The following is a 13199-nucleotide window of genomic DNA, read 5'->3' on the forward strand; positions in this document are numbered from 1 at the left end:
CGGATCGGTCAGCAGCCGCCGCAACCGGACGGCCGGGGGCGCCTGCGCGGTCCGGAGCACCTGCGTCGGGCGCGCGAACTCCGCCACTTCCGCGGTGGGTGCCGACAGCGCCGGCGCCGTACCCGGGGGCGCGCCGGGTAGGCACTGTACGACCGCCTCCGCCAGTGTGTGCGCCGCAGTCGCCGTCACGACGAGATCGCCGGCACGTCCCGGATCCTGCCGCGCCAGAACGGCGGAGTCGTGCCTGATGCATCCCCGCAGCCGCAACTCGGAGCCCTCCGAGAACTGCCCGTACACCTCGACGGCGACCTCCGCGTATCGCATCGTCGCTATCGCCGCGGTGAGCCGCTCGTCGGGATTCGTGCGCCGCCACCGGTGGGCCGCCTCGAGGTTCGCGGCGTGCTCGTCCTCCCACAGCGCGGTGGAGCGGTAGCGCAGAGGAAACGGAATCTCGTCGAGTCCCGTCGCGGTCCACAGGGCCAGGAACCGGTCGGGGGTGAGCCGCCACCTCATGCCGGATCGACCCCCAGCACCGGCGGCGCGGTGAGCGGCATCGGACCGACGAGCTCGTTCCCGTTGTCGGCGCCCACCAGATAACTGGGCACCGTGCGGGCGGCCTCGTCGTCGCGCGCAGGACGCGCCGGGGCGCCCAGCATGCCCGGGTACATGCCGCCCGGACGGGCCGACCCGGCGCGGGCGCCGGCGCCCGACGTCGCCGGGTTCGTCGTACCGTTCGCGACCGGTAGGCCACCCACGGGTCCGAGCCCGCCGGGACCGGCAGCGCCGGAGCCGCCGCTTCCACCGCCGGCGCCTCCGGACGTTGGACCACCGGGTCCGCCCGGAGGTCCACCCGAACCCGGGTACCGCTCCGGGCCCGACGTCGCGCCGGCCGTCGTCGTCGCGGCCGGGGTGGTGGCTGCAGGCTCGCCGGCGCCCGGCGCCGGGCCGCCAGGGTCTGCTTCCCCGTCTGTCGCGGAGGTGCCGCGGGACGGAGCGTCCGTGACCTGCCCGTCGTCGGCGCCGGCCACCGAGGCCGAGGGCCCGGTGCCGGCCGCCGAGGCCGAGGGGCCGATGCCGCCGCCCCGGCCCTCCGCGCTGCCCGAGGGGTGCCGCGACAGATCTGCCCCGACCGGACCGGATCCTGCCGTCGCCTCGTGCGGCGACGGCAGGACCGGAACCGCCGTGCCGGATTCACGGTAGTGCGGGACGTAGAGCAATTCCATGACGCGTACCGCCTCGGCGTGCGCCGCCTCCGCCGCCCGCGCGAACTTGGTCGTGTCCTGGGGCACCACCACGCCCAACGGCATCGGAATCTGCGCCGGCGGTGGTGGCACGTGGTTCCGCACAGCCGAAGCGACCTCCGATGCCGCAGCGAGTTTGGTCGACACCGCAAGCAGCGCGGTCACGAGTTGTTCGGTCGACCTCGCGAAGGAGCGGGTCGCCGCCACGGCGCGGCGCGCCGCGTCACCATCCCACCCCTCGGCAATCTTGTTGCAGATCATCTGGGTTCCGAAGATGAAACCGACGCTCATGTCGGTCGCGATCTTGCGCCAGCTCTCCGCCAGGCTTCGCATCGCGCCCGGGTCCATTCTCTGGACGTCTCGATAGATGGCGTCGTGCTCCATACTGTGGAAGTTCTCGAATGCGGTGGCGTAGTCGGGATCGAAGCTGCCTTCGAGCCGTGCCACCAGTCTGGTGTGCCAGTCCGCCAGCGCGCCGACCCGCTCCGGTACCCGATGCTCGAGCAGCGGTTCGAGCATCGCTGCGACGGGATTCTCGTTCTCCGGCACCCTATTCGGTGCTTTCGCTCACGGTCGCGACGTGCTGCGCCGTGCGTCTTCCGGTGCCGTGCGAAACATCAAGTGACGTGTCCATGGAGTCCCCCCGATTCCGTGGTAGTGCGCAGCATCGTAGCGGACCGTGCGGTCTCGTGGCGAGTCGTGCCGAGGAACGAACGGCATCAGCCATCCGCGACTTTTCCAGTCATGCGCTCCCCCAATTGTGTTCGCGGACGACTGGCGCCCGCGCGGATACAGCACGACTCGTGGAATTCTCCGGGTTTCGGAGTGATGCGCAGTGGCGGCGGTTCACGCGGAGTCGGTGGTGCCGAGTTGCCGGGCCCAGTCGTAGTCGGCGTCGAGGAAGCCCTGTCCACCGGCGGCGAACGTATCGCGCATGCGGGAGAGCACCTCGTGGAACTGGGTGAGACGCTCGTAGGCGGACTCGGGGGTGCCTCTGGCCTTGGTGAGGAAACCTTGCCGAAGCTGTTCCGCGGACTCGAATCCACCGAAGCTTCCGACTTTGGCCAGGTCTTCCGAATTGTCGATCGCATCGGAGAGTGTCGCGAGCATGGTGTCGCAGATGGCGACGATCTCGTCGATGGTATGTGGGTCGAGTCGCAGCGCTTCGCTCACCTCGGGCCTTTCGATCAGTCGTCGATGACGGCGGCCATGCGCGAGGCTGTGTCCTCGAGCCCGGCGCACCATTCGTTGTTCGGGACTCCATTGCCGTGGTCGGGGTGATAGATGCGCGAGATGATGAGAACCCCGTACGACGTCTCCACAGTGACGGCACACGACTGACGCAAGCTCGGGTCGACCTCGAGGAGGGCGCGTCGTCCGTTGATCTCGATGGGAGTGGCGTACTCGGCGACCTTCTCCTGCACCTCGGCGAAGGTGATGTTGCCGGAATTGAGATTGAGTCCGTAGCGACGGAGAACGCCGGGGATGCGCAGCGTGCCGTGATAGCTGCACCCGAGGAAGGTGTAGTGCGTCGCGGCGAAGTCGCTGATCTCCTCCGACCTCGGGTCGTAGCCCGCCTCGACGAGCACTCGGTCGGGGATGTCGAGGCAGGGGTCGAACGTGACTGGGGGGCGGTCGGATTCGTCGACGATGCGGGGTGTGCGTGTCGTCGTGGTGGTGGCGGGTGGTTCCGTGGGTGCCGCGGGCGTGACGGCGGTGCACGCGCTGACCGCCGCCGCGACGAGGGCGACGATCCATCCGCGAGTGCGCAGGTGTCGTCGTCGCTCTCGTTCGCTCGCTTCCCGGTCGCACGCGACGTCGATTGCGGGCGCGGACGACCGACAGCCGCGCGAACATTGCCCCCCACCCATGGACCCCCCGATCCGTCGTGTGGGGACAGATGCTAGCGGACGGCGCCCACGAGCCGGAGGGCGAGATCGGAGTAGAGGTGCGCGAGGGCGTGGGGCTCGTGGTAGCGGCCGGAGGGGTACCAGCGGCAGATGTCGACGCACAGCGACATCAGGGCAAGGGTGACGCCCTCGGTGTCGGGGACGGTGAACTCACCCGAGGCGACGCCGGCGTCGACGATGGTGCGGACGACCTGGGTGGTGCGCCGCCGCAGGCCGGTGATGACGCGGTAGTGCTCGGGCGTCAGGGCGGTGAGCTCGTACTGGACGACGCGGGCGCGGCGATGGTGCTCGGCCTGCCACTCGGCGAACCGGCCGATGACGTTGGCCAGCCGAGTGGTGGCGTCCTCGCCGGGGAGGTCGGCGTCGCGCACGACCTCGAGGGCCAGGTCGTGGCCCTCATAGCTGATCGCGTAGAGCAGCTCTTCCTTGGACTTGTAGTGGGGATACATCGCGGCCGGGCTCATGTCGAGGCGGGCGGCGATCAGCCTGGTGGTGGTGCCGCCGTAGCCGTTCTCGGCGAACACCTCGACGGCCGCCTCGCGTAGGCGGGCCGCGGCCTTCGATCCGCTGATCACCGCGTCCCTCGATGTGCTCACGTCCTGCTCCCGTTCCTGCTACGGCCCTGGTTGACAAGATAGCGGCCGCGGTTCACTATAAGCGCACGCTTAGAAAATAAGCAGATGCTTACAGATTTGAGGAGCGGTTGATGCAACGCACCCTGTACGGCCCCGATCACGAGGCGTTCCGCGAGTCGGCGCGCGAGTTCGTGAACCGGTTCGTCATGCCCCGTGCGGAGGAGCTCATCGAACGTCACGAGATTCCCCGTGACATCTGGATCGAGGCCGGTAAGGCAGGCTTCCTGGGACTCGAGATCCCGGAGCGCTTCGGTGGCATGGAGGCGAACGACTACCGCTTCAACGCCATCCTCGGCGAGGAGTTCGCCCGCGCGAACATGGCGCTGTCGTCGTCGATGGGCATCCACTCGGACATCACCGTTCCCTACATCGTCCACCTGGGCAACGAGGAGCAGCGTGAGCGCTGGCTGCCGCGCTGCGCCACCGGTGAGCTCATCTGCGCCATCGGTATGACCGAGCCTTCCGGCGGTTCCGACCTCGCCAACCTGAAGACCACCGCCGTGCGCGACGGTGACGACTGGATCCTCAATGGCGCCAAGACCTTCATCACCAACGGTTACAACTGCGACCTCGTCGTCGTCGCGGCCCGCACCGACCCGTCGAAGGGCGCGAAGGGCATCTCCCTGTTCGCCGTCGAGCGCGGCATGGAGGGCTTCGAGAACGGTCGCAAGCTCGACAAGGTCGGCCAACCCGAGGCCGACACCGCAGAGCTGTTCTTCAAGGACGTCCGCGTCCCGCACGCCAACCTCATCGGCGAGGAGGGCATGGGCTTCATCTCGATGATGAAGATGCTGCCGCAGGAGCGGCTCGGGTCCGCGGTCAACAACGTGCACCACGCCAAGCACATCCTGCTCGAGACCATCGAGTACGCGAAGGAGCGCAAGGCGTTCGGCCAGGCCATCGGCGCCATGCAGTACAACAAGTTCCTGCTCGCCGAGCTGATCACCAAGATCGAGGTGGCCGAGGCCTACGTCGACCAGGCCGTCGAGGCCCACGCCGACGGCAAGCTCACCGCCGTGGACGCGGCCAAGGCCAAGTGGTGGACCGCGCAGACGCAGTCCGAGGTCCTGGACGCGTGCGTGCAGATCCACGGTGGCTACGGCTTCATGAACGAGTACCGTGTGGCTCGTGCATGGAAGGACGCCCGCGTCACCAAGATCTGGGCCGGCACCAACGAGATCATGAAGGAACTCATCGGCCGCGATCTGGGCCTGTAGAGACTCGAAGCGTCAACACAAAACAAGGAGCACGTGATGCCCGAAGCTGTGATTGTGTCCGCCGCCCGTTCTCCCATCGGGCGGGCGATGAAGGGGTCGCTCAAGACGGTGCGTCCGGACGACCTGGCCACCCAGATGGTCGCGGCCGCCCTGGCGAAGGTGCCGGAGCTGGACCCGGCCCAGATCGACGACCTGATGCTCGGCTGCGGCCAGCCCGCCGGCCAGTCCGGGTTCAACATCGCCCGCGTCGTCGCGGTGCAGTTGGGCTACGACTTCCTGCCCGGCGTGACCGTCAACCGTTACTGCTCGTCGTCGCTGCAGACCACCCGCATGGCGCTGCACGCGATCAAGGCCGGCGAGGGCGACGTGTTCGTCTCCGCCGGTGTCGAGTCCGTCTCGAGCTTCGTCACCGGCAACGCCGACGGCCTGCCGAACACCAAGAACCCGCTCTTCGCCGACGCCGAGGCCCGCACCGCCACGCTCGCCGGGGGCGGCACCGCGTGGACCGACCCGCGCAGCGAGGCCCTGCTGCCCGACGTCTACATCGCGATGGGCCAGACCGCGGAGAACGTCGCCTCGCTCACCGGCATCTCCCGCGAGGACCAGGACCGGTGGGGGGTGCGGTCGCAGAACCGGGCCGAGGAAGCCATCAAGTCCGGCTTCTTCGAGCGCGAGATCAGCCCCGTCACCCTGCCCGACGGCACCGTCGTCACCACCGACGACGGCCCGCGGCCCGGCACCACCTACGAGGCCGTGAGCCAGCTGGGGCCGGTCTTCCGCCCGGACGGCACCATCACCGCGGGCAACGCCTGCCCGCTCAACGACGGCGCCGCGGCCCTGGTGATCATGTCCGACACCAAGGCCAAGGAGCTGGGTCTGACCCCGCTGGCGCGGATCGTCTCGACCGGCGTGTCCGGCCTGTCGCCGGAGATCATGGGTCTCGGCCCGATCGAGGCCGTGAAGAAGGCCCTCGCCCACGCCGGCAAGACCATCTCCGACATCGACCTGTTCGAGATCAACGAGGCGTTCGCCGTGCAGGTGCTCGGCTCCGCCCGCGAGCTCGGCATCGACGAGGACAAGCTCAACGTCTCCGGTGGCGCGATCGCCCTCGGCCACCCGTTCGGCATGACCGGCGCGCGGATCACCGCCACCCTGCTCAACAACCTGCAGACCCACGACAAGCAGTTCGGCGTGGAGACCATGTGCGTCGGCGGCGGTCAGGGCATGGCGATGGTGCTCGAGCGCCTGAGCTGACGCGGCCGTCATACGCCGACCTCACGAGGCAGAGCGGATACGACGGCGAAAACCGGGGCGCGATTCGCTTCGCCACGGCTGTGTCCGGCTCGGGTTCCGGACGAGAGTTTGCGCAACATCGCCGATTCGGAGCAAGCCGCAGCGGCGGGACAACAGTCGAGGCGGGCACCCTGGGCGGGACACGACTCCCCGGCAATCCCGAGGACCTCCCGCCGGTTCTGCCCCAGTCTGCCGGTCGACCGCGTGGGCGACCTCCTGACGTCGTCGTATCGGTTCGGTCGATCGGCCCGGCCGCACGGGGCCGTCCCCGTGGATGCCCCACTGCCGCCGCTGCCCAGCCTTCCGCGCCGGAAAGCGGCCCCATCTGCACTGAAGGCTGTCCACCTCAATCGTGGACCGAGCAACCGCCTGCCGCAGGACTCGACACTCCCACCTGCCGGATCGGGGTCATGTCATGTTCGGTTTTTCGGCTCTCTTCTGCGGTGATATCGAATACGTCTCGCCGAGGACGGGCCAATTTATTGACATGCATGTCATCGGACTGCGACGGTGATTCCCATCACACCCTACGTTTGTTTGGAGGAGCGATGTCCGCATCAGCAACCGGTGAGATCACCGCACAGCAGCCGGGTCGGGAAGTAGATGCCGTGGTGGTCGGGGCCGGGTTCGGTGGGCTGTACATGGTGCACCGGCTGCGGGAGATGGGACTGACGGTGCAGGGCTACGAGTCCGCTCCGGACGTAGGGGGAACGTGGTGCTGGAACGGCTACCCGGGCGCGCGGACCGACTGCGAGGGGTACTACTACTGCTACTCGTTCGACCCGGAGATGCTGCAGCAGTGGAACTGGACGGAGCGGTATCCCACCCAGCCGGAGATGCGGGCCTACTTCGGGTACGTGGCCGACAAATTGGATCTGCGGCGCAGTTACCGGTTCGGGACTCGCGTCGAGGCGGCGGTGTTCGACGAGGACTCCGGGCGGTGGCAGGTGCGCACCGAGGCCGGTGAGCGGACCTCGGCGACGTACCTGATCACCGCCGTGGGAATCCTCTCGGCCCCGAACCTGCCGAACTTTCCCGGCGTCGAGTCCTTCGAGGGGCAGTGGTACCACACCGCGTACTGGCCCGAGGAGGGCGTGGACCTGGCCGGCAAGCGAGTCGGGATCATCGGCACCGGCTCGACCGGAGTGCAGGCCATCCCGCTGCTCGCCGAACAGGCCGAGCACCTGACCGTGTTCCAGCGGACCCCGAACTATGTGATCCCCGCCCGCAACCGGCCCGTCTCACAGCAGGAGATGGACGAGGTCAAGGCGCGTTACGACGAGGTATGGGCCAAAGTGCGCCGGCACTGGTTCTCGTTCCCGTTCGACATGGCCAACCTGCTCGCGGGCTCGACGGACGAGGCCGAGCGCACCCGGATCTACGAGCAGGGCTGGGCAAACGGCGGATTCCCGTTCCTGTTCACCTTCGACGATCTGCTGTTCGATCCCGTCGCGAACGAGTCGGCAGCCGAGTTCGTGCGCACCAAGATCCGTGCCGCGGTCGAGGACCCGGCCGTGGCCGAGTTGCTGTGCCCGCGCTACCCCTTCGGCGCCAAGCGTCCGCCGTCGGGCACGGGCTACTACGAGACGTTCAACCGAGACAACGTAACCCTGGTCGACGTGGCCACCAACGCGATCGCCGAGATCACCCCCCGCGGAGTCCGGTTGGCCGACGGCACCGAACACGAGGTCGAAGTGCTGGTCTTCGCCACCGGCTTCGACGCCTCCACCGGAGCACTGACCCGAATGAACATCGTCGGCCGCGACGGACGCGTTCTCGCCGACAAGTGGGCCCCCGGCCCGAGCACCCACCTGGGCATCGGTACGCACGGCTTCCCGAACATGTTCATGATCACCGGACCGCAGAGCCCGTTCACCAACATCCCCCCGTGTGCGCAGAACACTGCCGATTGGATCGCCGAGGCCATCGCCCACCTCCGCCGCGAAGGCGCGACCCGCATGGAAGCCACCGAGGCAGCCGAGCAGGCCTGGACCGAACAGATCACCGCCATCGCCGAACAAACCCTGCTCACTGCCGGTAAGGACGTGCACTCCTGGTTCACCGGCACCAACGTCGACGGCAAGGCCGCCGTCATCAACGTCTTCTTCGGCGGCGCCGACAAGTACATGGACATCTGCGAGCAGGTCGCCGCAGACAACTACTCCGGCTTCGAGATCACCACCACCGAGCCCGCCTACGCCCACTAGCCCATCTCTAGTAATCAGGAGTACCGACGATGACGAACGACGTGCGCACCGACGCTCTGCGCGATCTCTACGGAAGCTGGGCCAAGCGGGCCGCCGACAACCCCGACATGGACCTTGCCACCATGCGCGACATCTACGAGGAAGCGCATCTTCTGGCAACCGAACCCGAGGACGTCACCTACCGCGAGGTCGACGCAGATGGCGTCAGCGCGATGTGGATCGTTCCTGCGGGCGCACCCGACAACGCCGCCATCATCTATACCCACGGGGGCGGATGTTCGGTGATGTCGATGCACAGTCACCGCAAACTCGCCGGCCACCTGGCCAAGGCGGCCGGTGTGAAAGTGCTGAACGTCGATTACCGTCGCGCACCCGAATACCCGTACCCCACCCAACTCGACGAGGCACAGAAGGTCTACCGGTGGTTGCTTGCCCAAGGCATCGAGCCGACACGCATCGCCACAGCAGGGGACTCGGCCGGCGGCAATCTCGCCACCACCCTTGTCCTGGCTCTGCGCGATGCCGGTGAACGCCTTCCGGCCGCGATTGTCGCGTTCTCGCCCTGGTACGACCTGGAACACAGGGGCACTACCCTCGAAACCAATGCCGGCACCGACGCTCTCATCGACCGGGCCGTCGTGGAGATGATGGCCCAGATGTTCCTCGGCGAGAACGGGTCACCCACCGATCCGTTGACCAACCCCCTCTACGCCGATCCCGCCGGTCTGCCGCCGATGTACCTGACCGCCGGCGGCTACGAAACGCTTCGGGACAACGCGGAACGCTTCACCGATCTGGCACGCGGCGCAGGGGTGGAGGTGACTCTGGAGATCACACCGGAAATGCAGCACGTCTTCCAGTTCATGGCTGGACGGTCTCCAGAAGCCGACGCGTCCATCGCGGCGGCAGGCGCCTTCGTCCGTCGACACCTCGACCTCTGATTCATCAGCTACATCTCACACACCTACCTGTGGCCGGCGGGGGTCCGATATCGACTCGGACCCTGCCGGCCGCAGGTGCGACCTCCGTGGTCGCCGCAGCCAGACAGGAGCCCCGGTGAGCGTCTTCGAACTCTCCGAACGCACCCAGCACTACCGAGCCGAACTGCTCGACTTCATGGACTCGCACATCTACCCCGCCGAGTCCGTCTACGACCGGCAGATGCGTGAGTCCGGAGATCCTCACTTCCAACCCCCGATCCTCGAAGAACTCAAAGACGAGGCACGGCGGCGCGGACTGTGGAACCTGTTCCATCCGCATCCGGAATGGGGACCGGGATTGACCAACCTGGAGTATGCACCCCTCGCCGAAATCATGGGTCGCAGCCACATCGCATCGGAGGCCTGCAACTGCAGTGCACCGGACACGGGAAACATGGAGGTGCTCACACTCTTCGGCACCGACGAGCACAAGCGGACATACCTCGAACCGTTGCTGGCCGGGGAAATCCGCTCCGCCTTTGCCATGACCGAACCCGCAGTTGCCAGCTCGGACGCGACCAACATCGAACTCCGGATGGAACGCGACGGTGACGTCTATGTGCTGAACGGCCGCAAGTGGTTCGCCTCCAACGCCATGCACCAGAACTGCCGCGTGCTGATCGTGATGGGAAAGACCGATCCGTCCGCGCCACCGCACCGGCAACAGTCGATGATGGTGGTGCCGATCGACGCCGAGGGTGTCACCGTGGTGCGTAACCTCCCGGTCTTCGGTTATGTCGACCGTGAGGGCCACGCCGAGGTGCTCTTCGACAACGTCCGCGTACCGAAGGAAGACCTCCTCGCCGGGGAAGGAGAGGGCTTTGCGATCAGCCAAGCGCGACTGGGCCCCGGACGAATTCACCATTGCATGCGTGCAATCGGAATGGCCGAACGAGCACTCGAGTTGATGTGTACCCGGGCGCTCACGCGCACGACCTTCGGAGAACCACTCGGCGAACGTGCCAACATTCAGGATTGGATCGCCGAGGCTCGCATCGACATCGAAATGGTCCGTCTGCTCACCTTGAAGGCGGCTCACATGATGGACACCGTCGGCAACAAACAGGCCCGAACCGAGATCGCCGCGATCAAAGTGGCCGCGCCCCGCATCGCCCTGAAAATCGTCGACCGTGCCATCCAGGTGCACGGCGGCGCCGGTGTCACCGACGATTTTCCGCTGGCCATGGCGTACGCCCACCTGCGCACACTCCGGATCGCCGACGGGCCCGACGAGGTCCACCTGCGTGCCATTGCCAAGGGAGAACTGAAGAAGTACAGGTCCGCCACCCGGGAAGCGGTAAGGCCCGACACTGCGAAGGTCGCGGTCGTCCGATGAGCCCATACGAGTTGAAAGGACGCACCGCGCTCGTCGTCGGTGCCTCCCGTGGCATCGGATTGGCCACAGCGCAGGCGTTCGCTGCCGCCGGCGCCGACGTCGTACTCACATCCCGCTCCGCTCAGTCCGCTGACGCCGCTGCTGCAGAGGTCGGGGGGACGGCGATCGGGGTAGGCGTGCACGCCGTCGACGAAGACGGTGCCCGGCGGTGCATCGACGACGTCATCGAGCGATTCGGCGGTCTCGACATCCTGGTGAACAATGCCGGCACGAATCCCGCCTACGGCCGGATGACAGAACAGGATCATGGGCGATTCTCGAAGACGTTCGACGTCAATCTCTGGGCACCGTTGCTGTGGAGCGGTCTCGCCGCGAAAGCATGGATGGCGGACAACGGTGGCGCGATCGTGAACACCGCCTCGATCGGAGGCATGGTCGCCGAGAGGGGAATCGGCGTGTACAACGCCTCGAAGGCAGCATTGATCCATCTCACCAAGCAGCTCGCAATGGAACTCGCACCGGCGATCCGCGTCAACGCCGTGGCGCCAGGAGTGGTGCGCACCAAGCTCGCCGAAGCGCTATGGGCGCAACAGGAACAATCGGTGGCCGCGGCCACCCCACTCGGAAGGATCGGTGAGCCGGACGACGTCGCATCGGCGATCCTGTTCCTCGCCTCCGACGGTGCCCGCTGGATCACGGGCGAGACACTGGTCGTCGACGGTGGTCAACTCCTCGGTGATGCAAGGAACTTTGCAGGATAGACCGCGGCCTCGACGGTGTGCCGGATGTCAGCGGCGGAAGACGAGCTGTTGTCGCCCGGCCGATCGTGTGGTCGAGTGCTCCGCACCGAAGACGTCGACTGCAGCAAATAGACCGTGCTCCACCAAAGGGGGTACTGAACGGCAGAGGCGACCTCATCACGCTCAAGGCCGGAACCCCCGCCGATCCGGATGAGGTGACCGCGCAGGCCGCGCCCGTACTCCGGACGTGGTGGACTCCTGGCCCCGTGATGTTCCAGCCCCGTGGAAGGAGAGTGGTACCGCAGGCTCGGTGTCTGCTGACGAGTCGTGGGGCGGGAGGAGCCAATCCCACGATGCACCGTGCGAATGCGTCCACCGTTCGTCGCACTGGCGCATCCGTCGGCACTGAAGCTCCGCATCTGGGGCGACTCCCCCTTCGAAACGGATGCTGTTCGGGAAGAGCCCATCAGACTGGGATTATCGCGATCGCAGGTGTCGAACACGTGCTCTGGCACGCTCTCATGGCCTTGTCACGAGTGACGGGGTTCGCAAAGGGCTCAAGTCATGAAATCGTTGTCAACTACTGTAAGGAGACCAGTGGTGTCATCCCCGCTCAGATGCAAGGAAATCGGGAGCGTGCTGGTCATTACTCTCGATCGACCGCAGTTGAAGAATGCCATCAATCGCGAGATGGCCGAGTCGTTGGCCGACGCCTTCGACCGACTGGACGCGGACGACAGTCTCAAAATCGGGGTTCTCACGGGCGAAGGTCCCGACTTCTGCGCCGGCATGGATCTCAAAGCCTTTGCCGATGGGGTGATGCCGGAAACACGAGAGCGCGGCCTTGCTGGACTTACGCGCGTGCCTCCGCGCAAACCGTTGATCGCTGCCGTCGAAGGTCATGCGGTGGCGGGTGGCTTCGAACTTGTCCTGTCCTGCGATCTCGTCATCGCCTCGGAAACTGCAAGATTTGGGCTACCCGAGGTGAAAAGAGGCCTTATCGCCGCGGGTGGTGGAATCGTCCGTCTGGCGCAGATGGTCCCGCGTAACCAGGCAGCCCACCTCCTCCTTACCGGAGATACTATTCCGGTAGGTGAAGCAAAGGGGATCGGCGTCGTGAATTCGATTTCCTCGGCGGGAATGGCCTTGGACGCCGCCATCGATCTGGCACACCGAATCAGTCGAAACGCGCCCCTTGCGGTCGCTCGAACGAAAGAACTGTTCACCGCCAGTCTGTGCCTAACCACTGAGGACGCCTTCGACATGGTCGACCTTGCTGTGCCTCAAATTCTCTTCTCGAACGACGCACGCGAAGGCGCCACAGCCTTCAGGGAGAAGCGTCTACCGAGATGGTCGGGATCGTAAAGAAGACCGGATGTCAGGAGTCCGGAGAAGGCCATCATCAATCACTGCGACGTGGAGAAGGATGCAGGAGCAATTATCGCTTGTGCTCAGTATCGCCGATGGGCGCCGTTCCATAAGCCACGGGCTCGCCGCCTGTAATACTCAAAGCGCGACGCACCATCAGCTGTCGTCGCCGCTAAGCGATGCACACATATCGGTACGCGCCGTCGCGAATCCGATAACCAGGCCATATATCAACTAACCTTTGCAGCAGTCTTCCTAACGTATTTGATTTT

12 protein-coding genes are annotated in these 13199 nt (G+C 66.3%); 7 read left to right on the forward strand and 5 right to left on the reverse strand.

The genetic code is table 11. The annotated features are described in order from the left end of the window. From AIIKEEIJ_RS16425 to AIIKEEIJ_RS16445, 5 genes are all read right to left on the reverse strand, one after another. A partial coding sequence (locus AIIKEEIJ_RS16425) for an ESX secretion-associated protein EspG (protein WP_161996146.1) occupies positions 1-513 on the reverse strand: 513 nt, incomplete at its 3' end. Beyond that, positions 510-1790, reverse strand: coding sequence for a WXG100 family type VII secretion target (locus tag AIIKEEIJ_RS16430; protein WP_161996147.1), 1281 nt, complete (start codon positions 1788-1790; stop codon positions 510-512). The genes AIIKEEIJ_RS16425 and AIIKEEIJ_RS16430, both read right to left, overlap by 4 nt. 297 nt (positions 1791-2087) lie before the next feature. Further along, positions 2088-2414 carry a hypothetical protein gene (locus AIIKEEIJ_RS16435; protein ID WP_102800161.1) on the reverse strand — a complete coding sequence of 109 codons (327 nt, stop codon included), beginning with the start codon at positions 2412-2414 and terminating at the stop codon, positions 2088-2090. Between the two features lie 14 nt (positions 2415-2428). Then, the gene (locus tag AIIKEEIJ_RS16440) at positions 2429-3112 is read right to left on the reverse strand and encodes a DUF3558 domain-containing protein (RefSeq protein WP_161996148.1); all 684 of its coding nucleotides are present in this window, start codon (positions 3110-3112) and stop codon (positions 2429-2431) included. Between the two features lie 32 nt (positions 3113-3144). Further along, entirely contained in the window at positions 3145-3747 is a 603-nt protein-coding gene (locus tag AIIKEEIJ_RS16445; protein WP_029546461.1) for a TetR/AcrR family transcriptional regulator, read from the reverse strand. Between the two features lie 110 nt (positions 3748-3857). On the opposite strand from AIIKEEIJ_RS16445, the gene AIIKEEIJ_RS16450 reads away from it, so the two are divergent. From AIIKEEIJ_RS16450 to AIIKEEIJ_RS16480, 7 genes are all read left to right on the forward strand, one after another. Further along, positions 3858-5003: an acyl-CoA dehydrogenase family protein gene (locus AIIKEEIJ_RS16450; protein ID WP_006940667.1), complete on the forward strand. Its 1146-nt coding sequence runs from the start codon at positions 3858-3860 to the stop codon at positions 5001-5003. Positions 5004-5039: 36 nt separating this feature from the next. Next, positions 5040-6257, forward strand: coding sequence for an acetyl-CoA C-acetyltransferase (locus AIIKEEIJ_RS16455; protein ID WP_161996149.1), 1218 nt, complete (start codon positions 5040-5042; stop codon positions 6255-6257). 587 nt (positions 6258-6844) lie between these two features. Next, positions 6845-8503: an FAD-dependent oxidoreductase gene (locus AIIKEEIJ_RS16460; protein ID WP_161996150.1), complete on the forward strand. Its 1659-nt coding sequence runs from the start codon at positions 6845-6847 to the stop codon at positions 8501-8503. Positions 8504-8532: 29 nt separating this feature from the next. After that, the gene (locus AIIKEEIJ_RS16465; RefSeq protein WP_161996151.1) at positions 8533-9444 is read left to right on the forward strand and encodes an alpha/beta hydrolase fold domain-containing protein; all 912 of its coding nucleotides are present in this window, start codon (positions 8533-8535) and stop codon (positions 9442-9444) included. 115 nt (positions 9445-9559) lie between these two features. Beyond that, a complete protein-coding gene (locus AIIKEEIJ_RS16470) occupies positions 9560-10819 on the forward strand; it encodes an acyl-CoA dehydrogenase family protein (protein ID WP_161996152.1) in 1260 nt (419 codons plus the stop codon). Beyond that, a complete protein-coding gene (locus tag AIIKEEIJ_RS16475; protein ID WP_161996153.1) occupies positions 10816-11580 on the forward strand; it encodes a glucose 1-dehydrogenase in 765 nt (254 codons plus the stop codon). Before AIIKEEIJ_RS16470 ends, AIIKEEIJ_RS16475 begins: the two co-directional genes overlap by 4 nt. Positions 11581-12123: 543 nt before the next feature. After that, positions 12124-12924: a crotonase/enoyl-CoA hydratase family protein gene (locus tag AIIKEEIJ_RS16480; RefSeq protein ID WP_202917133.1), complete on the forward strand. Its 801-nt coding sequence runs from the start codon at positions 12124-12126 to the stop codon at positions 12922-12924. The last annotated feature ends 275 nt before the right edge of the window (positions 12925-13199 follow it).

Origin of the sequence: Rhodococcus sp. YH1 (assembly GCF_009939605.1) — a bacterium.
GTDB classification, from domain to species: Bacteria; Actinomycetota; Actinomycetes; order Mycobacteriales; family Mycobacteriaceae; genus Rhodococcus; species Rhodococcus aetherivorans.